Genomic DNA, 22,792 nt, shown 5'->3' with positions numbered 1-22,792 from the left:
GCCGTGGAATGTTCGTTCCTATTTTCGAACCCGCCTGCGAGCCTTCGGCTCAAGGAGTTCGCAGAGCTTCCTGGCATCAGCCGGTGCCGCGCTCTTCTGATCGTTGTCGAAATAGACATAAACGTCGTGTCCTTGTCGCTTCCAGCCGCGTATTTGCTTCGCCCAATCGGCAAGCTGCGCTGACCGGTAGTGGCCACTATATCGCCCACCCGGCCCATGGCCGCGGACATAGACAAAATCAGCGGTGCGCTTCCAGGGAGCCGGCGCCTCGTGATGGTCGGAAATGCAGAGGGCAATGTTGCGCGCGGCCAGAAGTTTCAGGATCCGCGGTTCGTACCAGCTCGGATGGCGGAATTCGAAGGCATAGCGCCGGCGACGCTTCAGAAGCTTGAGAAACGCTGCAAGGCGATCAGCGTCGATGGTGAAGTTCGGCGGCAGTTGAAACAGGATCGGTCCGGCCTTGTTGCGTAGCAATGAAAGGCGATCCTCCAACAGTTCGAGGCTATTGGCCGAGGTCTCGGACAGTCGCTTCCAGTGCGTGATGAATTTCGAGGCCTTCCAGGCAAAGACGAACTCCGGATCGGTCGCATCGCGCCAACCGGCGACCGCGTTTTCCGTCGGAGTGCGATAGAAGACGCCGTTCAGCTCTGTCGTACGGAACTGCCCCGCATAGTAGTTGAGCTGGCGCTTCAGCGGCAATCCCTCAGGGAAGAATCGACCGCGCCAGGAGGGATAGTGCCAGCCGGACGTGCCAATCAGAACGCGCGCCATACACTCAACCGGGCTCGTGGATCAGGCATCCTCTACGACTTGGCGGTCCGGTCGCGCCGGGCAAGGTCAGCCTCCCAACCGAACACGGAGCGGCCATCGAGGGCTGGGGAGCGAGCGCGCTCGGTCGCCACAAAAGCATCGAATGACGGCCCGCTCGCCGTCCGCTCCAGCCGGCGCGCCTGATCATCAAGCCGCTTCAGCGCCTGCATCTGCTCGTCGCGGCCGAGCTTCGCCTGCTGCACAGCCGATTTCAGCACCCGAATGGTCTCGTCGTAGACCTTGACGGGCACGGGAAAGGGATGACGGTCCTTGCCGCCGTGGGCGAGCGAGAAACGTGCGGGGTCGCGAAAGCGGTAGGGCGTGCCATGGACGACTTCGGCCACCATGGCCAAGGATTGCACGGTGCGGGCACCGATGCCGGGCAAAAGCAGCAGTTCGGGAAAGTCCAACGGCCCGCGATCCGCGGCGGCGGCCAGCGTACCGTGCAGGCGTCGGATGAAAACATCGCTTGAACGGACATCATGATGGGCTGGCATGATCAGGTGCAGCAGGTCCGCTTGTGGCGCGGCCCTGTCCGTCAGTTCGGCATATTCGCGCGTGATGCCATCTGGCCCAAGCGCAGCGAGGAGGTCGAGCTGCGCTTGGCGGGAGGCTTCCGCACGGTGATCGATGAGGTTGACGATCTCGCCCTGCGAAGGACCATCGATCGCACTGTGTGGTTCATCGACAAAGCTGCGCAGTCCCTCGGAATGCCAATGATAGCGGCGTGCCTGTCGCTTGCGGTCGTTCATGCCTTGCTGGACCACGGTCCATTTACCGTCTTCGGTGACGAAGAAGCCGTGCAGGTAAAGCTCGAACCCGTCCTGGACCGCAGCGCTGTCGACCTTGGCCACCAGGCGGCTGGCGCGGGTCAGGGCAAGGCCGTCGAAGCCGATACGTTCACCAAGCGCCGATAGCTCTTCCGGGGTGCGCCGCGAATGCTTGCCGCGCCCGCCGCACACATAGATGCCGAGTTCGTCCTGCACCGGCGCCAGCCCGCGCTTGAGCGCGCCGATGACGCTGGTGGTGATGCCGGACGAGTGCCAGTCCATACCCATGACGGCGCCGAATGATTGGAACCAGAACGGATGCGAGAGTCGTTGCAGGAATGCATCCCGGCCGTAGTGATGGACGATGGCTTGCGCGATGATCATGCCCAGCGTCGCCATGCGTTCGGCGAGCCAAAGCGGCACACGTCCGCCATGGAGCGGAAGGTCGGCACTGCCAGTTCGTCGGGCCATTGCGTTCTTGATCCTGAATCGATCTGAATTTTAACAACAAATGAGAAAGCGCGCATACCGGCAAACGCAGGTCTGTCGCCGGAGAGCCGGATACGTGCCGGACGGTCCAATCGCTGAGACAGATGCACGGCGTCCGGTGCATAGCTGCCGCTTTCAGCCGTGAAATAAACTCCCACTGTGACGTCCGACCGATCCAGGTAGCCTGATTATCTTTGCAAGGGAGAATACCGTAAAGCAAAGCTTCCGTGGTCGGGTTCCCTAAGCGATTCTATGTGCCATTGGCGTTTCCCGGGGGCACTGGCGCGTTGGTGAAGAGGAGAGTGCCATTCGTTCTCAAATGATTGGACCCCCCGGGCGCGTTCGAGACGCCGAAGCACAAGCCTTGCTCGAGGAGCTCCTGTCGTCTGGTGAATACCGTGCATCGCTTTACGCTGCCGAAGCGGACTCGCAGCCGTGATCACAACACCCTAACCGGGAATCACTCCGCGGCCCGATCGAGGTTCGAGCTGAATTCCTCGAATTCGCTGACCTGTCGAGGTGGCCCCATGAGGACCGGCTGGAACAGCACCGCGGCGGCCATGGTACACAGCAGTGCCAGTGCCATCAGTTTTCCCATGCTGGACATGCCGGGGTAATTCGACGCCCACATACTTCCGAATGCAATGGCGTTTGTCATGGCGCTGAATACAACGGCGCGCGTCAATGCGGACTGCAGCAGGCCGGTTTTTCCGCCTCGCCATGCCATGATGTAGTAGATCTTGAATGCGACACCGACTCCGAGCAGCAAGGGAAGCGCGATGATGTTGGCGAAGTTCAGAGCCAGCCCGTCAAGGACGCAGATCTCGAGAGTGACGGCTCCCGCGAGTAGCAAAGGAACGAGGGTCAGCAAGACGTCTCCGAGCCGCCTCAGAGTGATAAAGAGCAGGACCGAAATCGCCACCAGAGCAAAGGCGCCTGCCTGGATGAAGGCGGTCGTAATGGTTCTTCCGCCCTCGTAGTAGGTGATCGCCGCTCCGGTGGCCGTGGGGTCTGCCTTGAGAACGGCTGTGGCAAATTTCTGCAGAACGTCGGCGTCGTTTGGATCGCCCTTGGGGAGCGCCTCAACGCGCGCCCTGCCATCGGGAAGCACCCAGTCGCCGAGCAGGTCGGGCGGTAACGTCTTGATGCTGATCGGCTTGGGTGACATACCCTGACGCAACTGTTCGAGGTCAAAGCGCAACGGTGAAATTACGGCAGCTTCGGCCCTCTGGCGCGTGCTCGCGTCTGCTTGGGCGAGGCGCGTCAGCAGGGCGGATACGTTCCGCGCGTCATCGGCGGCGGAGCCCTGTTGGTCTCCAGCAGCTACCGACAAGGCTGTTGCTGCGTCCTTTATCGAAGCTACGGTCTGCTCATCGGTTGGTGCGGTGCGATGCCTGGGCTCGAGCGCCGCTCGAAGCCTGCCGGACGCTGACTTCAGTTCAGCGATCTTGGAGTCCTGATCGCCGGGAACATAGTTGTTCACCGTGATGGTGCGGGACACTTCAGGGAGCCCATCGAGGCGCTTCGCTGTTGCCGCGGCCTGCTCGATGGACGGTGTCAATATCTCGGCATCGCTGCCGCTGGTCTCCGGGTCCTTTTGCAATTGACGGTAGGTGATCACGGCAGGCGAGCTCGGGCTCTGCAGGTCGACGGGGTTGAAGTCGAACGGCAGATGCACGAGCAACGGAGAAGCAGCGAGGACCAGCCCGATGGTTGCGACCACGACGGCGATGCGGTGGCGCTGGAGAAAGTCATCCAGCGGTCCAAGAAACTTGAAACCGATCGGCGCCGCTTCGCCCGGCGGATTGAGCAGTGCCAGCACCGCCGGCACCAGCGTGATGCTGCAGGCAAACGCAATCAGCATGCCACAACCGGCGATTAGCCCGAGTTCCGAAAGACCGCGATAGCTCGTGGGCAAGAATGCAAAGAAGCCAACAGCCGTGGCCGAGGCAGCGAGGGCGAGAGGGGTGCCGGCTTTCTTCGCCGCGCTTTCCAGCGCCGGGAGCAGATTGCCATGGTCGCGACGTTCGGCGCGGTATCGCACGCTGAATTGAATGCCGAAGTCGACGCCAAGGCCTACGAATAGCACGAAGAAGGCGATCGAAATCAGGTTGAACGAACCGACCATGGCGAGGCCTAGCGCCGCAGTTGTCGCAAGCCCGACCAACAGGCTGAAGAAGACCGCGGCGATGATTTTCCACGACCGCAGCGCCAGCCACAGGGCGATCAGGACACCTAGCGCGGCTGTGATGGTGTCGCGCAGTGCGCTGTCTCGGATGACCGAAAACTGCTGGTCATCCATGGGGACCTGTCCGGTCAACTTGACTATCGCGCCGAACCTTTGCTTCAGGTCCAATTGCGCCGCTACTTGGTGAATACCTCGATCCGCAACCGATCCAGGCTGCAGCTTGGTGAAATCAAGCCGCGGCTCGATCTCCAGGAAATGCCGCCGCTCCTCTGCGGATGAGTGATGCCCTTGCAGCAGTTCCTTCCAGGAGAAAGTAGCCGGCTTGCCGGACAGGACGTCATTCAGGGTTTCAGCGGCAAGCGTTAGCGGCCATTTCAATTGATCAGCGGCCATTTCAATTGATCGAGTTTGAGCCGCCCGCGCCGAACTTCGCCTGCAGCAAACGACAGAACGTTCATGACGCCGCGAAGGGTCGTGTCTCGCGAGAGCTCGCTCAGGACCGGTTCCGCTTGGATCAGGCCCGCAACGGTCCGCCTGACGTCGGACGTCGAGGCCAACAGAAGCTGGTTGCGATCGAAGAAATCTCCGCTGTCCGGCTGTGCGACCCGCGGAAAAAGGTTGGGATTCTTCTTCAGGGATTGCGCGAGCGCATCGGTGGCTTGCTCGGCGTTTTCGGGCGTTGGCGCGGTCACGACCGCTGAAATGCCCTTCTGCGGAAACGTCTGCGTGAAAGCGATCTGGCGCTCGTGCCAGGGCAAATCCTGGGCGATCAGTCGCTCGACGTCAGTGTTGATCGAGAAACGCGTCACGTCGAAGATGGCCGCCACTGCCATCAACACCGCTCCGGCGACGATCACAGCCCAGTGAAATTGGGCGCAGACGCAAACGATTCTGACGATCGCCGACCGGATCATTACAATTTGCTCAACACCACGAGAAAACGGGGGAACAGGGGCAAAACGCGCCGGACCACCAGATTGTTCGATACCCGGGCACTAAACTTCCGTTAGGAACAACGCACGGCGGCAGAAGGTTAGGCGACTGCGGCGGGGGATCCGAGCATGCGAAAGAGGCCTCCATGTGTGACTACAGCCTTCACTCCGTTCTGTCGCGATCAGCCAAAGCCGGCGACGAGCTCGTAACGACATGTTTTCCAGGCACCAGTACCCGCGGCTTTGCAGCCGTCAATGAGCCCGCGGTAGCGGTCTGTCTTCTGCCGGGCGCCGAACTTGCGTTTGAAAATGACGTCGAGTGGCGTCGCCCGCTCTTTGGTCTGTTCCAGAGAAGGCCGCACTGCGGTCGGCTCGCGCGCTTCCGGCAGGTGAACATGGAGCGCGCATCCCGACATCACGACGCCATCGAATTTCCGAACGGCCAGGTCGTGCTGTTGACGGACCTTCGCCCGGGACAGCGAGCGACCGTGCTGCAGTTGCCAGTCCTGGCCCGGATGTCGCGCGAAGATCGTTTGGCGAAACCCCACGTGACAGTGATCGACGCCGAGCCGATTCGGACCGACGAGCTCAACCATAGCTGATCGCCGATGCTTCAAGTGAGGCGTCCCGGCCGCACCGTTATCATCACCGGCGCTTCCGCTGGGGTTGGGCGCGCGATCGCCCATCGCTTCGCTATCGCCCATCGCTTCGCTTAGGAGGGCGATCGCGTTGGTCTCATCGCGAGACCCAACCGCGCTGAAGGATGTCCAACGGGAACTGCTGGCATCCGGCGTCAAGGCCGCGGAATGGGAAGCGGTGGATGGCTCCGACGCTGCGGCAGTATTCGCCGCTGCTGACCAACTCGAGCGTCGGCTTCCGAAATCGCGCGACATCGGTGGCGGCATGTATGGGTGACGATTTCCAACTTGGAATCGCGCCAAGACACTCGTGAGTGCGGTTGTTCCGGAAGTGAACGATGCCGAACCTGAGCAGTTGGCATGTCATACTAAAGTTCTTATCGGAGAAGTCGTCCCGATCGAGCTGGCTGGAGAGGATAACCGAAAGAAAGTCCAAGCAAGTCGAGCGGCTTAAACACGAACTCTTCCAGCCTTTGCAGGAGGCGTCCTTGTGTGGGCGCGACGCCGCTTAGGAACCATGGATTTGTGATCGCGTTAGAGGGGCGGGTTTCGTCGCCAGATGTTGGAGCGCGGTTTGGGGCCGGTGAGAACAGCATGCCGCACTTATTCCGACCTCTCGCGGATACGGTCGCGCGCAGCGTTCTGGTAGCCATTGTGGTCGTGCCGCTGATTGCTATTGGTCTCGCGTACTGGGTATCGGCCTCAGAGCATGTAACGGGTGAAGAGATCACGCTCGATCAGCCCGTACCCTTCAGCCACGCGCATCATGTCGGCGGTCTCGGCCTCGATTGCCGCTACTGCCACACCGGTGTTGAGTCGTCGCCCGTTGCGGGCATCCCGCCGAGCCACACCTGCATGACATGTCATTCCCAGCTCTACACGCAGGCCGCGATGCTTGCACCGGTCCGGCAGAGCCTTGCGGAAGGCCGCCCCATTCACTGGAATAAGGTGAATCGGTTGCCGGCCTACGTTTACTTCGACCACTCGATCCACGTCGCCAAAGGTATCGGCTGCACGACGTGCCATGGCGACGTCGCAAACATGCCGCTGATGCGGCAGGCCGCTCCGCTCACGATGGGATGGTGCCTCGATTGTCACCGCAATCCCGCAGCGAAGATGCGCCCGGCGTCCAAAGTGTTCGATCCATACTGGAAATTTCCGGATGATCAGGCCGAGCGCGGCGTCATCCTGGCGCATCAGTACCTCGACAACAAGCATCTCACGGACTGTTCGATCTGCCATCGATGAGGCACCATGAAAGTCGCTCGCAACATCAGGCATGACCTGCACGTGTCGGATCCCACCATGGATCGCCGTGCCGCATTGAAGCTGTTCATGACCGGCGTTGCGGCCACGCTGGCCTCCTGCGGGCGCCCTCCGGAGGAGATCGTGCCCTATGTGCAGATCCCCGAACGTGCGACGCCGGGCGTGCCACTGCGGTTTGCGAGCGCGTTGCCTCTTGCCGGCTACGGTCGCGGAGTCCTTGTCACCTCGGTCGAAGGCCGCCCTATCAAGATCGAAGGCAATCCACGCCATCCAGCCAGCCTCGGCTCAACCGACGTCTACGGCGAAGCAACGGTGCTGTCGCTTTACGATCCGGATCGCTCGAAGGCACCACATAGCGAGAGCCGGGTTCAGTCGTGGAGCGCATTCCATGCAGCGCTGGGCCCGCGACTGGATCAGCATCGCGCGAAGCAAGGCGAGGGATTGGCGATCCTGACCGGACGCATCACTTCGCCGAGCATGATTGCTCAGTTGGACAGGTTGAAGCGATCGATGCCGCAGACGAGATGGTATCGCTACGAAGCGATCGAGGACGACGCGATACGCAGCGGGGTGAAGCTGGCCTTCGGCCGTCTCGCGACCGCGCTGCCGCGTTTTCGCGATGCCCGTGTCGTGCTTACGCTCGATGGTGATCCGATTGGCGTTGGTCCGGAACAAATCCGCTATGCGCGCGAGATCGTCGATGCGCGCCGCCCGCAGGTGCCGGCGAACTCGCTGCGGCTCTATTCTGCCGAGCCGGACTGGAGCCTGACCGGAGCGCTGGCCGATCACCGCGTCGCCCTGCGACCCGAATTGATCCGCAACGTGGCGATCGAGGTGGCGCGCGCGATGGGGGCGCCGTTTGAGCCGGCTAGCCTGCCGGATCAGGCCAAGGGATTTGCCGCGGCGGCCGCGGCGGATCTCCAGGCGCGGCGCGGTGCGGCCCTGGTGACGGCTGGACCGCGGCAACCATCAGAGGTCCACGCGCTTTGCCACTGGATCAACGGGCAGCTGCAGGCGCCGGTGGACTTCATTGCGCCGGTCGACCCCGTTACGGAAGGGCACACCGAATCCTTGCGCAACTTTGTCTCCGACGTGAGTGAGGGGCAGGTCGAGACATTGATCATCCTTGACGCTAACCCAGTCTATGACGCCCCCGGCTCGCTCGGGGTAGACGAAGCGATCAAGGCGGTGCCCTTCAAGGCGCATTTTGGCGGCTTCCGTGACGAAACAGCGCAATACTGTACGTGGCACCTTCCGCTTACGCATGTGCTGGAGCGCTGGTCCGACATCAGGACCTTTGACGGAACTGCGAGCATTATCCAGCCGCTGCTTATTCCGCTCTACGACAGCCGTGATCAGCATCAGATTCTGGCAATGCTGCAGGGGGAGGCCGGGTCGCCGACGCTCGACATCGTTCGCAACCAATGGAGGTCGGCCGCTGCCGACAAGGACCGCGCGGATTGGTGGCGGCAAATCTTGCACGACGGAGTCGTTGCCAACTCGGCTTTCGAGAAGATTGCGCTGCCGCCGGTCAACCTTCCCAAGCTCGCTCCAGCCACTGTCGCGGGGCACCTCACACTGGCGCTCGCTCCCGATCCTTCCGTCTTCGATGGAGGAATGGCCAACAACGCTTGGCTGCAGGAATGCCCGAAGCCATTCACCAGCCAGGTCTGGGGAAACGCGCTGCACGTGGCGGAGTCCGATGCGCGGGAGCTCGGACTCCGTGATGGCGAGGTGGTACAACTCAAGCGCGGCGAAACGACGCTCGAAGTGCCGGCATTGGTGAGAGAGGGGCAGGCGGCCGGCGTGCTGGCGACGACGCTTGGCTACGGTCGAAGGAATGCCGGGACGATCGGGACCGGTATCGGCTTCGACGTTTACCCTTGGCGGAGCGCAGATTCGCCGTGGCTGATTGACAATGTCACGATTGCCAGGACGGGCCGCCGAACCGAGTTATTGCAGACACAACACTTTTTCGATCTCGAAAGCGAGGCTGAAAAGCTACAGCCGCGCTTGACGCTCGCGAACCTCGCCAGCGGCAACTTCCATTTCGAGCGGCCCGGCAGCGACCCGCCGACACTCTACCCGCCGGTACATGCCGACACTTACGAATGGGCCATGGCGATCGACGCTTCGGCCTGCATCGGCTGCAACGCCTGTATCGTGGCGTGCCAGGCCGAGAACAACGTTCCGGTTGTCGGTCCCGACGAAATCGCCATGGGCCGCGACATGCACTGGATGCGGATCGACCATTATGTGGTCGATGCGCGACCGGGCTTCAGTCCGACGCCGTGCATGCATTGCGAGCACGCACCATGTGAACCTGTCTGTCCGGTGGCGGCCTCGATTCACGATAGCGAGGGACTGAACGTTCAGGTCTACAACCGCTGCGTCGGCACGCGCTTCTGTGAATCGAACTGTCCATACAAGGTCCGCCGTTTCAATTTCGCGGGTTACGCCGATGGCCAGGAGTACGGCAATCTTGGCGAGGATATCGCCAAGGCCGTCTTCAATCCGAACGTCACCGTCCGCAGCCGGGGTGTCATGGAGAAGTGCACCTACTGCGTCCAGCGGATCAGCGTCGCCAGGCGCGCCGCCGAACGGGAAGGTCGCGCGATCCGGGAAGGCGAGGTGGTCACGGCCTGCCAGGCGGCATGCCCAACCAAGGCGATCCATTTCGGTGATATGTCCGATTCGAATTCACGCATCAATGCGTTGCGTGCCGACCCAAGGAGCTATTCGCTTCTAGGCGAGCTTGGGACACGTCCGCGAACGACCTATCTGGCTCGTCTGCACAACCCCAATTCGGACTATGGGAAGGCTCGCTCATGACCATGGCGCTGCCCATCCCTGTGGAGAAATCGGCTGAGTCGGAGCGATGGACGCTGCCGGAGGCGCGCAGCATGGAAGTCGTCAACGCAATCGTTGCAGCGCCATTGCTGGAGCGCTCGTCCTGGAGCTGGCGCGCATGGTGGATCGGCTTTTGCGTGAGCCTTGCGGCCACGATGGCATTTCTGGTCACCGTGTTTCTCGTCTTCTATCGCGGCATCGGCATCTGGGGTGTGAACTCAACAGTTGTGTGGGGCTTTGCCATCGCCGACTACGTCTGGTGGATCGGCATTGGGAACGCGGGAACCTTGATTTCCTCGATGTTGTTGCTGATGCGCCAAAGGTGGCGAGCGTCGACCAATCGCTTCGCCGAGGCGATGACGTTGTTTGCCGCCACGATCGCCGGAATTTTTCCCATCATTCACCTTGGGCGGCCGCTCTATTTCTACTGGCTCACTCCTTATCCCAACACGATGCATGTCTGGCCGCAGTGGCGCAGCGCGCTAATCTGGGATTTTTGGGCGATCCTGAGCTACATCCTCTTCTCGATCCTGTTCTGGTATGTCGGCCTGATTCCGGACTTCGCGACCATGCGGGACCGCGCGCAGAAGCGGGGGCAGGCGGCCTTCTACGGAGCGCTCGCCCTTGGCTGGTGCGGATCGTTGCGGCAATGGCAGGTTTACGAGAAACTTCATCTCGCGCTGGCCTGCCTCGGTGTTCCCCTTGTCGTGTCGCTGCACAGCGTGGTCGGGATGGACTTTGCCGCCAGCCTGATGCCCGGCTGGCAGGAGTCGATCTTCCCGCCGTACTTCGTGGTCGGTGCGATGTATTCCGGCTTTGCCATGGTTGCCTGTCTGGCGGCGCTGGTGCGGTGGGGCTTTCGCATGCACGGCCTGATCACGACGGCGCATTTCGACGTGATGGCCAAGATCATGCTGGCGGCGTCGATCATCATGGGCCTGTCATACGCCACCGAATGGTTCAATGCTTGGTACGGCGGCGAGCGTGCGGATCGCAGCCTCGTAATGTTCGAGTTCGCCGGGCATTACGCGCCGATGTTTTGGGCACTTCTGCTCTGCAATGTGGTGATACCGCAGGCATTCTGGTGGGCGGGCGTACGCCGCAGCGTGGTCGCTGTCTTCGTCATCGCCGTCATCATCAACATCGGGATGTGGCTGGAGCGCATCCTGATCATCTGGAACACGCTGTCGCATGACTATCTGCCGAGCTCGTGGCGGATATTCCTTCCGACTATCTGGGACTGGATGGTGACGTTCGGCTCGCTCGGCCTGTTCGCCTTGATGTTTCTCGTTTTCGTACGCGTCATTCCGGTCGTTTCAATGCATGAGGTGCGAAAGCTCGTTGCAGAGGGGCAATCGCCATGACGCAGCTGCTTCTCGGCGAGTTCACGGATCAGCGGCGCTTCGTCGAGGCGGTCCGCCGTGCGCGCGACGCACCATGCCGCGTGGTCGAGGCATACACGCCTTATCCGCTCGAGGAGCTCTCTGTTGCGCAGAGTCATCGGGAGAGCCGGATACGTCCGGTGATGTTTGCCGGCGGCGTTTTGACGGCCGCCCTGGCTTATGGCCTCGAATACTATTCGGCGGTCATCAACTATCCCTATAACAGCGGCGGACGTCCGCTCGACGCATGGCCGACTTTCATGCTGGTCCCGTTTGCGACCGGCATTCTCGTGGCGGCGGTTTGCGGCTTTGCAACGTTTCTTTTCGAGGCAGGGATGCCCTATCTCAGCAATCCGCTGTTCGCCTCGGGCGGCTTTGGAGGAGCGAGCCAGGACCGCTTCATGCTGGCGATCGAGTGTCCACAGGACAACGACGATCGGTCCGCCGCGGCTGAGATGCTCGCGGGCTTCGGTGCCATTTCGGTACGGGAGGTCCAGTCATGATGCGCGTGACCGCAAAGCTCCTGGCGATGGCGGCATGCGCCGGTCTGCTTGCCGGTTGCGATCTGAGCATGACGGAGCAGCGCAAGCTCACGACCTATGCACCGACCGCGCTGTGGCCGGACGGGACGACGGCGCGGCCGCTTCCGGACGGTGTGGTCGCGCAGGGCGACGTCGAGCGTGCCGCTGCTGCCAAGGATCCGCCGCCAGTCACGGAGGCGCTCCTGACGCGTGGGCGCGAGCGTTTCGGCGTCTTCTGCGCACCCTGTCACGGTCTAGCAGGAGACGGAGACGGTGTCATCGTCGCGCATGGATTTCCGGCGCCGCCGTCCTATCACGTCGACCGTCTTCTGGCCGCTCCGGCCCAGCACTTCTACGACGTCATCACCAACGGCTATGGAGTGATGTTTTCTTACGCCGATCGCGTGCCGCCCCATGATCGGTGGGCAATCGCCGCCTATATCCGTGCCCTGCAATTGTCGCGGCGAACCAAGGTCGCCGATGTACCCGATGCAGCGGAGCACCTCAGATGACCCCACGCAGCCGGAGCATCGCAGGACTGATCGGCGGCGTCGCGGCGCTGCTCGGCGTCGTTGGGTGTGCGATCGTTGATCCGGCGGCAGCCTCCGCAGGGTGGCTCGTCGGATTTGTGTTCTGGGCGCAGATCCCAGTGGGAAGTCTCTCCCTCATGATGATTCATCGGCTTACATCCGGGGACTGGGGCGAGATCATCGCGCCCGCCACAGAACCGGCCGCAGCTTCCATACCGCTACTTGTTCTTCTTGCCGTGCCGATCTTTGTGGCAATTCCGGCACTGTATCCGTGGGCGCAGCAGCCGCCGACGGTGAAGCCGGATGTGCTGTCGCTCTATCTCAATCGTCCGGCCTTTGTCGTGCGCTCACTGGTGGCATTGGCCGGTTGGTCGGCGTTGGCGTTTCTTCTTCCGCGAGCCGCCGGCGCGCGAGGCCAGCTGCTGGCGGCGTTCGGACTGGTGTTCCATGCCGCCATTATCAGCAGTGTGTCGATCGACTGGTATCTCTCGATGGAGGCGCCCTTTACATCCTCGTCGTTCGGGGCAAGCGTTGCAGTTTCCTCGCTTGTTGCTGCGTTGGCTTGGGCTGCGGTATGGATGCCGGCGCCGGACGACGAGCCGGCCGTCGGTGACGTCGGCGCGCTGCTGTTGGCTACGATTCTTGGTATTACCTACATCGACTTCATGGCGGTTCTCGTCATCTGGTATAGCGATCTTCCGCGCGAAGAAGTCTGGTTCGTGGCGCGAGGTGACTTGCCCTGGACCGCACTGGCGGTCGCCGCCTTCGCGCTCGGATCGCTGATCCCGACGCTTGCCTTGATTCAGTCGCGGGTGCGGAACAACCGACGCCCGCTGCGGGTGATCGGTCTCACAACGCTCGTCGGGATCGCTGCGAATGACGCGTATCTTATTGCGCCGCCGAGGGGCGTCGCCGTGCTTGCGAGCGCATTGCTGGCCATCATCGGCATCGGCCTCATCATCATCGGCGTGTCTCCTTTCCTTGCGCGGAGAGGACCACGGCCGTTCGCATGGGGGACGCTCGATGTCCGGTGAGCACCATCATATCCGCTACGTCCCCGAATCGCCGAATGTTGGCATGGCTTTCGTGGGCTGGTCAGCGCTGGGCGCGCTGCTCCTGCTCGTGGTGTCGATCGGCGGCCTCTACGGAATCTATCACGCCGTGGCGCCCCCAAGGGGTCTGCCGGCTCCTCAGGCGTTCCCACAGCCGCGCGTGGACACATCCGAAAGCGAGGAGCTGCGGCGCATTACCGATGCTCAGAGCAAGACGCTCGAAACCTGGCAATGGGCGGATCAGCAGCACTCGACGGTGCAGGTGCCAATCGAACGGGCGATGCAATTGCTCGTGAAGAAGGGCGGCAGCGCCTACGAGCCGCTGCTGTCCTCACCGGAGGCTGCGCTGTCGGCGCCTACCGCTGCGGGCGAGCGAACAACGATCCAGCAAGGGAAGTCACCTTCGGCTGCGCCCAAAGGTGCACAATCGACGCCGGAGCCGGGCAAATGAGAATGTCTTTCGCCCTTATCCTGCTCTTGATCTGCGCGCCGCTTGCGGCGTTGGGGCCGGCGAGAGCGGGGCTCGTTGATGCCGAGGTCAGGAAGGTCGAGGCGGCGCCAGAACCGGATGCAGCGCTGCCGCTCGACGTTGGCTTCATCGACGAAGCAGGTCGTGCCGTGACCCTGCGCACCGCTATCGGCGGCCTGCCAACGGTTCTCGTCTTCGCGGATTACATCTGTCGGACGTTGTGCGGGCCCATCCTGGAATTCACCACCAGCGGCCTGGCGAAGACCGGTCTCAAGCCCGGTGCCGATTATCGCCTGGTAGCGATCGGCATCGATCCCAACGATAAGCCGGCGGCGGCGCAGGCGATGCGCGTGCGGCACATCGACAGCGGAAGCTCGATCAACGCCGCTGCGGTCTTTCTGACCGGCGGCGAAGCGGCCGTCCGCGCCGTCGCGCAAGCAGCGGGGCTGCATTACTATTACGATGCGGAGCACGACCAATATGCCCATCCAGCCGCAGTCTATGTCGTTGGTGCAAATGGCAGGGTGCGGCGCGTCCTGTCGCCGCTCGGCCTGGACGGCGCTGATCTGCGGCTAGCCCTTGTGGATGCGGGGCGAGGCTCGGTAGGCACTCTCGCCGATCGCATCCATCTGCTGTGCTACGGCTACGATCCGGTGAAGGGAGTTTACACGGAACGCATCACCAGCTTGCTCGCGTTGGCCGCAGGTATCACGCTGGTTGTTCTGCTGAGCGGCATTTCCCTGATGGCGCTGCGTGATCGTCGGAGCTTGCCGCCATGAAGCTCACCGAGTTCACCACCGCTGCTTCGGACTATGCCGCGCATGTCGATGCGCTGTTCATACTACTGTCCGTAGTCTCGGGAGCCGTGGTCGCGCTCGTTGCGGGGCTGATCACCTATTTCCTGATTCGCTACCACAGGGGGTCCGGCGCACCGCGCGGTGAGACGCCCGAACGCCTCAATCGGGAGATCGAAATCGGCTGGACCGCGACGACGTTCTTTACGTTTCTGTTCCTGTTCTGGTGGGCGGCATCCCGCCAGCTATCGGCGCTGGCCACTCCCGAGCCTGCCCTGGAAATCCATGTCGTCGCCAAGCAATGGATGTGGCGCATCCAGCATCCGAGCGGGGCGCGTGAAATCGACGAACTGCACGTGCCCGTCCATACCAACGTGCGGCTGATCATGACGTCGCAGGACGCGATCCATGACCTCTATCTTCCAGCGCTCCGGCTGAAGCAGGACGTCCTGCCGGACCGTTACACCTATCTCTCGTTCAATGCGACCAAGACCGGCGTTTTTCATCTGACGTGCGCGGAATTCTGCGGCACAGATCACTCGGTCATGGCGGGGCGTCTTGTGGTCGTAACCCCGGAGGAATATTCGCGATGGAACGCCGCGCTGCCAGAGGGCGATGATCTTGCCCACCAAGGCAAGGCGTTGTTCCTTTCGCTGGGGTGCTCTGGATGCCACACGCCTGGCTCGACCGTCCACGCGCCGGACCTGAAAGGCGTCTATGGCAGCTCAGTCCAGCTTGCCGACGGCCGGACGGTCACGGCCGATGAAGCCTATTTGCGCGACTGCATCCTCCTGCCTGACAAGAACAGGGTGGCCGGCTTTCCGCCCTTGATGCCGAACTTCAGCGGCTCGGTCACGCCCGGGCAAGTCATCTCGCTGGTCGCGTACATCAAATCACTTTCCGGCCAATCGGCCGATACAGGGCAAGGAGCTCCGCCGCCATGAGCGAGATGACATTGCCCTATGCGCCGGCGGAAGAGCACGCGGCCGCCAGCTATCTCGACGAAGGTCACACGGTGCTGTCGTGGCTCTTGACCACGGATCACAAGCGAATTGCCATTCTCTATGCGGTTTCCATCACCATCTTCTTCTTCATCGGCGGCATCGCGATCGGCCTGGTGCGGCTCGAACTGATCAGCCCGACCGGCTGGTTCATGACCTCCGACGAGTACAATCGCGCCTTCAGCATTCACGGCATCATCATGGTGTGGTTCTTCCTGGTGCCGTCAATCCCCGCCACGATGGGGAACTTCGTCCTGCCCATGATGATCGGTGCGCCCGACGTCGCCTTTCCGCGTCTCAACCTGTTGTCGTGGTACCTCTACATGATCGGCGCCAGCTTCACGGTCTATGTGCTACTGAGCGGCGGCGTCGACACTGGCTGGACGTTCTATCCGCCATTCTCGTCCAGTTATTCGCACTCGAGCGTTGTCCCAGCTGCGGTCGGCGTATTCGTCGTCGGCTTCTCGTCGATCGCGACGGGCGTGAACTTCATGGCCACCATTCACCTGTTGCGCGCACCCGGTATGACGTGGTTTCGCCTACCGCTGTTTGGCTGGTCGATGTACGTCGTCAGCATGGTGATGGTGCTCGCGACGCCTGTCCTTGCCATGTCGCTGCTCCTGATCTGTGCAGAGCGGCTGTTCGGCCTCCCAATCTTCGATGCCCGCGTCGGTGGAGATCCGGTTCTGTTTCAGCACCTGTTCTGGTTTTACAGTCATCCCGCCGTCTACATCATGATCCTGCCGGCCATGGGCGTCGTATCGGAGGTGTTCGCCTGCTTCGCCAGGAGACGGGTATTTGGATACGCGTTCATGGTCTACGCTTTGCTCATGATCGGCGTGGTCGGCTTCATGGTCTGGGGACATCACATGTTCGTTGCCGGCCAGTCAGCGCTCGCAAACCTGATCTTCTCCTTTCTGTCCTTCATTGTGGCCGTCCCGTCGGCGATCAAGGTCTTCAATTGGACCGCGACGCTTTATCGGGGACAAATCGGCTTCGAGGCGCCCATGCTCTATGCGCTGGGCTTTCTGGGACTGTTCACCATCGGCGGCCTCACCGGACTGTTTCTCGCCTCGGTTCCGATCGATATCGCGACCACGGATTCCTATTTCGTGGTTGCGCATTTTCACACCATCATGGTCGGCGGAACGGTTTCTGCCTTTATGGCCGGCATTCACTATTGGTGGCCCAAGGTGACCGGGCGGCGCTACCACGAGTTTGCAGCTCAGCTCGCTGCCATCACCATGTTTCTCGGGTTCAATCTGACGTTCATCCCGCAATTCATCATGGGTTGGCTCGGCATGCCTCGGCGCTACCATTTCTATCCGGACGTGTTTCAGATCTGGCACGTGCTGTCGAGCGGCGGGGCAGCGATGCTCGCCGTCGCCTATCTTCTGCCGCTCGGATACCTCGGGTGGTCGCTGTTCAACGGCGCCCGGGCTGAGGACAATCCGTGGGGCGCGACAGGCCTCGAATGGCAGACGCCCTCACCGCCACCGAAGCAGAACTTTCTGCAACCGCCGCAGGTCACTTCTGCGCCATATCAGTATCACGACGTGGGCCGTGCGCGCGAGGACGAACAGGCGCCGATGGCGGGCCAGGGGAGCACGCGATGACTGATCTCTCCGGCGCTTTGCAGGAGCCTTGGCCTGACATTCGCTTACAGCGCGAAGCGGTCGGCCTCGGCATGTGGTTCTTCCTCGCCAGCGAGGTGTTGTTCTTTGCAGCGCTGTTCTGCAGCTATGCGATCTATCGAAGCTTCAATTCAGAGGCGTTTCGGATTGCAGCGGCACACACGGAGATCATCTATGGCTCCATCAACACGGCGCTCCTCCTGACCTCGAGTCTCACCATGACAATTGCGCTGCGCGCGGCGACGGCCCAACTGCGATGGCTAACGCTCGTCTGCCTCGGCGCAACAGCCGTTCTCGGCGTCGCGTTCCTGGTCACGAAGGGCCTGGAATATCGCGGTGATATCGACGAGCATCTGGTTCCCGGACCTGGCTTCCCTCTGACACCCCCGGCCACCGCGATCTTCTGGGGGCTGTACTGGATCATGACCGGTGTGCACGCCATCCATCTGACCGCCGGCATCGGTGTTGTCGCCGTGGTCATGACGCTGTTTTGGCGCGAGACCATTCCGGTGCAGGGCTCAACCGTGGAAGGTGTGGCGATCTACTGGCACTTCGTGGATACGGTCTGGATATTCCTCTACCCATTGATCTACTTGGCTGGTCGATCATGAGCGAAGCATCAGGCGGCCATAAAACTCTTTGGCGCGGACCCGTGCTGGCATGGGCCGCGCTGCTCGTTCTTGCAGCGATCAGTCTTGCTTCGGCCTACCTACCGCTCGGCGCCGGCAACGTTGCGCTCAATCTCATTATTGCGGCGGCGATGGCCGTTGTACTCGCGATCTTCCTGATGGATTTGAAGAGCGGGACGATGCTGGTGCGCGTCGTCGCGATCACCGGCCTGTTCTGGATGATGTTCATGTTCGCGCTGACTTTTAGCGATTATCTGTCCCGAATTTAGAAGCAGGGAACAGAGCCCGAAGCTCAGGCGCCGAGCTTGGGGCCCGCGACGCAATCCGGCGGGAGGAGGGGATCGCGTCGGGGAGCGGCCAGTTCGCTGAAGGGTTCCTGAGCCGCTACTTTTGCGCCTGCAGAAACTTGGAAGCATCCAACCCGAAGTCGGCGACCGTCTGCCGGTCAAGCTGTCCCGTCGCCTGTAGCTGCTTGCTCTGCTGGAACTGCTTCACGGCCGCCTGGGTTTCGTTGCCCCAACGCGCATCCGTTGAGCCGGCCTTGGACCCGTTCTTGTCGAGGGCCTGTTGAACTTGCCGCACTTCGCTGTCATTCGGCATGCAATTCCTGCATGCCGAATGACAATCCGGCTATTCCCGTTGAAAGTGCGCGCGCAAAAGCGCTGTTGGCCCGAGCGTGGCCAACGCCGGATGATGTGGCTGCCGGCCGAACGGGCTGCGGCTCGTGTACAAGCTCGAGTTGAGCCGCCTCATTGCGCGGTTCGCCCGCTGTAGACGGCGCAAGCTACGAAATGGGCGGTAGGGCGCTAGCCCGCCAAACGCCGCCCCGATTCTTAGTCGAGGCTATCCTTCTGGATCGTGCCGTCACGAAAGATCTGGTAGTTCTGGCCACGCCATTCGACTTCGGCGCCGAAGAAGCTGCACAGGAAAACCGCAAATGAGATCGTGTCATGAAGCGCTAGCAGCCATAGCCCGTGCGGTCGCAAGTTGAAGGTTCGTTCGATGCTGAAATTCAGGACGGCACGGCTGGCAAATGCGATGCTCAGCAAGGCGATCGGATGCTGCGCCCCTGTCAGGACGGCGATCAAGGCGAGCATCACCGGATGCATGAATATGGTTCCGACATAACCGACGGGATCAATCGAGCGGATGGTGCGCGACGAGCGCATATGGTGCTCCCAGAATGAGCGGAAGCTGCGATCAAAGCAGACGTGCCCAACCGCCCAAGGCGGGACACTGACGTCCAGCCCGATCGCGCGAACAGCTCGACCGATCGCGTAGTCGTCCGCGAGCTCGTCCAGAAACGGTTGAAAGCCGCCAATACGTCTCAGAACATCTTTTCGCATGGCGATCGCCGAGCCGAAGCAGGGTTTGGCTGCGCCGAACGTCAACGCGATAATCACGTTAGGGAGAAACTGTGCGTTGATGTTAAGCGCGGAGATCTTGGCCCAGACGCCGCCGGACGCAACTCCTTGGTATAAGCAGGTCACCGCTCCGATCTGGGAGTTATCGAGCTCGGCAACGAGGCGGCCGACGAACTGATCATCGACGACGATATCGCTATCGGACAAGACGACGATTTCGTGACGAATCTTCGCTTCCAGATTGACCAGATTTGCGATTTTTGGATTCTCGCCCCGCAAGCGGTCGCCGACAACAAGATCGATCTCCATGGCAGGATGCAACCTCTGCACGAGCCGGACCACCTGATTTGCGGGATCGGCGCACTGCTGCGTCCCGCAGATAAGCTGGATCTTTCCGCCATGCCGCTGCTTGCAAAGCGACGCGAGCCGCTGAAACAAGCCTGGCTCGCTTCCGTGCAACGGCTTCAATATCGTCACCGGTCGCGTCGAAAATCGGTCGAGCGTCGACGGTCTGTTAAAGCGAGTCGCCAGGATTGCAGCGAGAATATTGTAGACGATACCAAGAATCGCGCCGGCTATGCAGATCTCTCTCACGACATGGACAGTCTCGCTCAAACCGGGCATTTTCGAATGATCGCCTTTCTAAACAAAAGAGCTAAAGCAACGGGTCACCGTCAAATGCCGCAGTGCGACACGGACATTCGATGAGGTGCGCGTACGGCTCGCGCCGCCGGTTAGGTCTCCTCGCGGCTGCAGGGCGCGCAGCCCAATGAGGCGAACGTGAGGGCGCTCGGAGCGTTCCAGAGCGGTGCCGACCGGCCCCGTCCGATTAACGCATGTTAAAGCGCGCCGGGCTTGACCGGCTCAAGGGTGGTTGCTTTCCGCATGAACGGCTTATGTCGGATTGGCAGGTAGAAACGAAGCTGTGGCAGCGATGTTATCTCGACAAGCCACGATCAGCAGTGACTCGGAGAGGGACCGATCGCGCGCCGCGTGGGCACCTGCCTGTTCGTGAGCTATTTCCGCAATGGCGATAACCAGGCTCCATCGAGGTCCTAGAACAGCCGCTCAAGCCGGGCAGGCAATCGTCTGTGCGGCTCTCGCGATCGAGGCCGAGGTCGTTGGGCGTTATTTCAACAGGGAAGCGTGGGGGCCGGGCTCTGCTGACCTCTCGGAGTTCGTCGAGCACGCTGCAGCTGACGGTTGTCGCGGTATGGTCAGCTACGGTGTCGCGGGAGGACTGTGTCCCGACTTACGATCCGGCAGAATCGTGGTCGGTTCGGAGGTCGTCACGCCGAACGGAAGCGTCCCGACGGACGATGTCTGGTCGGCGTGGCTTCTTTCAGCGATTCCAACGGCCGTGTACGGTCCGATCATCGGAATTGATATGCCCATATTGGCTTGCGCGTCGCGAAACGAACTGCAGCTTCGATCCGGCGCATTGGCCGTCGATATGGAGTCTCACCTGATCGCCCGCCTGGCCGCAGCCAACTCAATGCGGTTCGTTGCTCTTCGTGTCGTGATCGACGCCGCAGGGCGTAACGTCCCGCCGACAGCCCTTGCCTGCGTTTCGAGTGATGGCGAGATCAGTCGATGGCGGCTCAGTCGTCTATTGCTTGGGCGCCCTTCCGACACGCTCGACGTCATCAAGCTTTCGGCAGACTGGTGGCTGGCTCGCAGAGCCCTTCTTTGCTGCTCTGAGGTCCTTGGCTCCAGCATCCGAGCAATTGAACTCTAGAAAGTAAGCCTCTTCGCAGGATGCGGAGAACATTCATGAATACGTCCGCAAACGTATTGCTCACCGGCGCCAGCGGCTTCGTTGGATCCGCCGTGCTCCGCGCGCTGCTGCGTGATGGTTTCCATGTCAGGGCCCTGATCCGACGAAACAGCCAATATCGGGATTTGAGTGTACGCGGCGTGGAATTTGTCGAGGTTGATTTGAGAGAGAACTCCTCGCTCCGACCGGCCTGTGCCGGGTGTCGATATTTGTTTCATGTGGCAGCCGACTACAGGCTCTCGGTATGGAATAGCGCCGAGATACTCGCTACCAATGTCACGGGTACGCGAAACCTCATGGAAGAGGCGTTGCGCAACGGCATGGAGCGCGTTGTCTACACCAGCAGCGTGGCGACGCTGAGCCCTCAACACGACGGCATCCCGGCTGACGAGGCGGCGAGTGTGCCGGTCGAACGCGCAATTGGAGCTTACAAGCAAAGCAAGATTGTCGCCGAGCAGTTGGTCGTCGACATGATCCGAAAACGAGAGCTGCCGGCGGTTATCGTCAATCCGTCCACCCCGATCGGGCCGCGCGATATCAGGCCAACTCCGACCGGAAAGATGGTCCTTGCCGCCGCAGCCGGGCGGATTCCGGCCTATGTCGATACAGGATTGAATGTTGTGCACGTTGACGATGTCGCGAGTGGACATCTGGCGGCGCTTGAGCGAGGCAGGATCGGCGAGCGCTACATTCTCGGGGGCGAGAATGTCCCATTCTCCCGGCTGCTCGCCGAAATCGCGGCGTCGGTCGGACGGCGATCTCCATCGGTTCGCATTCCATGGTATGCTGCGGTGCCAGCTGCGTTGGCGGGCGAGTTGGGGGCATATCTGACGGGCAACGAGCCGCTTGCGACGTGGGCTGGCGTTCGCCTCGCACGGCATAAGATGTTCTTTACGTCTGAAAAGGCCGAACGGGAGCTCGGATATCGCGCACGGTCGCATGTGGAGGCCGTGAACGATGCGATTTCGTGGTTCGGCAGCCACGGTTATTTGCGATCGTCTGCGGTGGGGCCGAAGCTCGGGAGCTTACGCTCGCCGCTCGGCTGATGTACGGATGCGGGTCCCTCGCGAACGCCGAAGCGTTTCAAGAGCTCGGCGCGGTGAAGATAGACCGGTACGCGGTCGCGCCGGAGGCGGTCGAGTCGAAACGCCGCCGGGTTGTGAGAGATCACGATCAGCGAGACCAGGATGTTTTCGCCCATCAGATGTAGTCTTTCTGCAATCGAGGAGCTTCGCGGGACGTCGAGTGCGCGGACAAAGCCATATCGTTCCGCAAAGTGCGCGACGAGCTGAGTTTGCTCGGTCGAGCCGAACATCATTTTCCCACCGACGGCCGTTATATCCTCGAGAGCGGGATTGCTTGCAACGAAGGTTGCAAGCTCTTCGAGGGATGTTTCGAAGTCACGACACATTCGTCGTGCCCAGCCGAGCGTTGGACCCTGGGCCGGAAATGGTGGGAGATGCTCATTCCAGAGATGGAGATTGATGAGGCGGCTGCCGGCGCAAAGGCACGTTCCATCCGTCAGAACGATGTCGCAGGTGACCGCCGCAAGTTGCAATCGAAAGACGCAGCGCGGGCAATTGCTGTACTCGAATATTCCCTGCCCGGCGCGAAGCGCGCTGTCGATGATCGAAACGAGGGGGCTCAAGATCATCATGCCGCCACCGCTCATCCGTTTAGTTCCACCCACGCGCGC

At 61.5% G+C, this 22,792-nt stretch carries 23 protein-coding genes; 14 read left to right on the top strand and 9 right to left on the bottom strand.

The window, feature by feature from the left end; all coding sequences use genetic code 11:
• Positions 1-18: 18 nt before the first annotated feature.
• The 6 genes from MTX23_RS30880 to MTX23_RS30855 form a co-directional block, all read right to left on the bottom strand.
• Positions 19-771 (bottom strand): DUF72 domain-containing protein, encoded by a 753-nt coding sequence (locus tag MTX23_RS30880; RefSeq protein ID WP_280973876.1) that lies wholly within the window; start codon positions 769-771, stop codon positions 19-21.
• A gap of 32 nt (positions 772-803) precedes the next feature.
• Positions 804-2,051, bottom strand: a complete 1,248-nt coding sequence (locus MTX23_RS30875; protein ID WP_280973875.1) for a DUF763 domain-containing protein — start codon at positions 2,049-2,051, stop codon at positions 804-806.
• Complete coding sequence (locus MTX23_RS30870) at positions 1,961-2,227, bottom strand: hypothetical protein (RefSeq protein WP_280978365.1); 267 nt, start codon at positions 2,225-2,227, stop codon at positions 1,961-1,963. Before MTX23_RS30870 ends, MTX23_RS30875 begins: the two co-directional genes overlap by 91 nt.
• Before the next feature lie 302 nt (positions 2,228-2,529).
• The gene (locus MTX23_RS30865; protein ID WP_280973874.1) at positions 2,530-4,650 is read right to left on the bottom strand and encodes an MMPL family transporter; all 2,121 of its coding nucleotides are present in this window, start codon (positions 4,648-4,650) and stop codon (positions 2,530-2,532) included.
• Positions 4,632-5,090 carry a hypothetical protein gene (locus MTX23_RS30860; protein ID WP_280973873.1) on the bottom strand — a complete coding sequence of 153 codons (459 nt, stop codon included), beginning with the start codon at positions 5,088-5,090 and terminating at the stop codon, positions 4,632-4,634. The genes MTX23_RS30865 and MTX23_RS30860 overlap by 19 nt, the downstream gene beginning before the upstream one ends.
• A 281-nt stretch (positions 5,091-5,371) precedes the next feature.
• The gene (locus MTX23_RS30855) at positions 5,372-5,785 is read right to left on the bottom strand and encodes a hypothetical protein (protein WP_280973872.1); all 414 of its coding nucleotides are present in this window, start codon (positions 5,783-5,785) and stop codon (positions 5,372-5,374) included.
• A gap of 636 nt (positions 5,786-6,421) precedes the next feature.
• Between MTX23_RS30855 and MTX23_RS30850 the strand changes: the two genes are divergently transcribed.
• The 12 genes from MTX23_RS30850 (at position 6,422) to MTX23_RS30795 (ending at position 18,224) form a co-directional block, all read left to right on the top strand.
• Positions 6,422-7,075 carry a cytochrome c3 family protein gene (locus MTX23_RS30850; RefSeq protein ID WP_280978274.1) on the top strand — a complete coding sequence of 218 codons (654 nt, stop codon included), beginning with the start codon at positions 6,422-6,424 and terminating at the stop codon, positions 7,073-7,075.
• Between the two features lie 6 nt (positions 7,076-7,081).
• The gene (locus tag MTX23_RS30845) at positions 7,082-9,925 is read left to right on the top strand and encodes a 4Fe-4S dicluster domain-containing protein (protein WP_280973871.1); all 2,844 of its coding nucleotides are present in this window, start codon (positions 7,082-7,084) and stop codon (positions 9,923-9,925) included.
• Between the two features lie 2 nt (positions 9,926-9,927).
• The gene (gene nrfD / locus MTX23_RS30840; RefSeq protein WP_280973870.1) at positions 9,928-11,307 is read left to right on the top strand and encodes an NrfD/PsrC family molybdoenzyme membrane anchor subunit; all 1,380 of its coding nucleotides are present in this window, start codon (positions 9,928-9,930) and stop codon (positions 11,305-11,307) included.
• On the top strand, positions 11,304-11,828 hold the full coding sequence (locus MTX23_RS30835) for a DUF3341 domain-containing protein (protein WP_280973869.1): 525 nt from the start codon (positions 11,304-11,306) through the stop codon (positions 11,826-11,828). The genes nrfD and MTX23_RS30835 overlap by 4 nt, the downstream gene beginning before the upstream one ends.
• Before the next feature lie 68 nt (positions 11,829-11,896).
• A complete protein-coding gene (locus MTX23_RS30830; RefSeq protein ID WP_280978273.1) occupies positions 11,897-12,358 on the top strand; it encodes a cytochrome c in 462 nt (153 codons plus the stop codon).
• A 116-nt stretch (positions 12,359-12,474) separates the two neighbouring features.
• On the top strand, positions 12,475-13,410 hold the full coding sequence (locus MTX23_RS30825; RefSeq protein WP_280973868.1) for a hypothetical protein: 936 nt from the start codon (positions 12,475-12,477) through the stop codon (positions 13,408-13,410).
• The gene (locus MTX23_RS30820) at positions 13,400-13,879 is read left to right on the top strand and encodes a hypothetical protein (protein ID WP_280973867.1); all 480 of its coding nucleotides are present in this window, start codon (positions 13,400-13,402) and stop codon (positions 13,877-13,879) included. Before MTX23_RS30825 ends, MTX23_RS30820 begins: the two co-directional genes overlap by 11 nt.
• A gap of 26 nt (positions 13,880-13,905) precedes the next feature.
• Positions 13,906-14,676: an SCO family protein gene (locus MTX23_RS30815; protein WP_280973866.1), complete on the top strand. Its 771-nt coding sequence runs from the start codon at positions 13,906-13,908 to the stop codon at positions 14,674-14,676.
• Positions 14,673-15,635 (top strand): cytochrome c oxidase subunit II, encoded by a 963-nt coding sequence (coxB, locus tag MTX23_RS30810; RefSeq protein ID WP_280973865.1) that lies wholly within the window; start codon positions 14,673-14,675, stop codon positions 15,633-15,635. Before MTX23_RS30815 ends, coxB begins: the two co-directional genes overlap by 4 nt.
• On the top strand, positions 15,632-17,308 hold the full coding sequence (locus MTX23_RS30805) for a cbb3-type cytochrome c oxidase subunit I (protein WP_280973864.1): 1,677 nt from the start codon (positions 15,632-15,634) through the stop codon (positions 17,306-17,308). Before coxB ends, MTX23_RS30805 begins: the two co-directional genes overlap by 4 nt.
• Complete coding sequence (locus tag MTX23_RS30800) at positions 17,305-17,937, top strand: cytochrome c oxidase subunit 3 (RefSeq protein ID WP_280973863.1); 633 nt, start codon at positions 17,305-17,307, stop codon at positions 17,935-17,937. The genes MTX23_RS30805 and MTX23_RS30800 overlap by 4 nt, the downstream gene beginning before the upstream one ends.
• Complete coding sequence (locus MTX23_RS30795) at positions 17,934-18,224, top strand: oxidase (RefSeq protein ID WP_280973862.1); 291 nt, start codon at positions 17,934-17,936, stop codon at positions 18,222-18,224. The genes MTX23_RS30800 and MTX23_RS30795 overlap by 4 nt, the downstream gene beginning before the upstream one ends.
• A 115-nt stretch (positions 18,225-18,339) precedes the next feature.
• On the opposite strand, the gene MTX23_RS30790 is transcribed toward MTX23_RS30795, so the two are convergent.
• Positions 18,340-18,555, bottom strand: a complete 216-nt coding sequence (locus MTX23_RS30790; protein WP_280973861.1) for a peptidoglycan-binding domain-containing protein — start codon at positions 18,553-18,555, stop codon at positions 18,340-18,342.
• A gap of 233 nt (positions 18,556-18,788) precedes the next feature.
• On the bottom strand, positions 18,789-19,943 hold the full coding sequence (gene hpnI / locus MTX23_RS30785; protein ID WP_280973860.1) for a bacteriohopanetetrol glucosamine biosynthesis glycosyltransferase HpnI: 1,155 nt from the start codon (positions 19,941-19,943) through the stop codon (positions 18,789-18,791).
• Between the two features lie 403 nt (positions 19,944-20,346).
• On the opposite strand from hpnI, the gene MTX23_RS30780 reads away from it, so the two are divergent.
• Positions 20,347-21,057 (top strand): hypothetical protein, encoded by a 711-nt coding sequence (locus tag MTX23_RS30780; protein WP_280973859.1) that lies wholly within the window; start codon positions 20,347-20,349, stop codon positions 21,055-21,057.
• Positions 21,058-21,092: 35 nt separating this feature from the next.
• Positions 21,093-22,142: a hopanoid-associated sugar epimerase gene (hpnA, locus tag MTX23_RS30775; RefSeq protein WP_280973858.1), complete on the top strand. Its 1,050-nt coding sequence runs from the start codon at positions 21,093-21,095 to the stop codon at positions 22,140-22,142.
• On the opposite strand, the gene MTX23_RS30770 is transcribed toward hpnA, so the two are convergent.
• Positions 22,082-22,768 carry a hypothetical protein gene (locus MTX23_RS30770; RefSeq protein WP_280973857.1) on the bottom strand — a complete coding sequence of 229 codons (687 nt, stop codon included), beginning with the start codon at positions 22,766-22,768 and terminating at the stop codon, positions 22,082-22,084. The genes hpnA and MTX23_RS30770 overlap by 61 nt on opposite strands.
• Positions 22,769-22,792 lie beyond the last annotated feature (24 nt).

Origin of the sequence: Bradyrhizobium sp. ISRA436 (assembly GCF_029910015.1) — a bacterium.
GTDB lineage: Bacteria > Pseudomonadota > Alphaproteobacteria > Rhizobiales > Xanthobacteraceae > Bradyrhizobium.
Note: the sequence above shows the minus strand (reverse complement) of the source record. Positions and strands in the feature narration are given on the sequence as shown.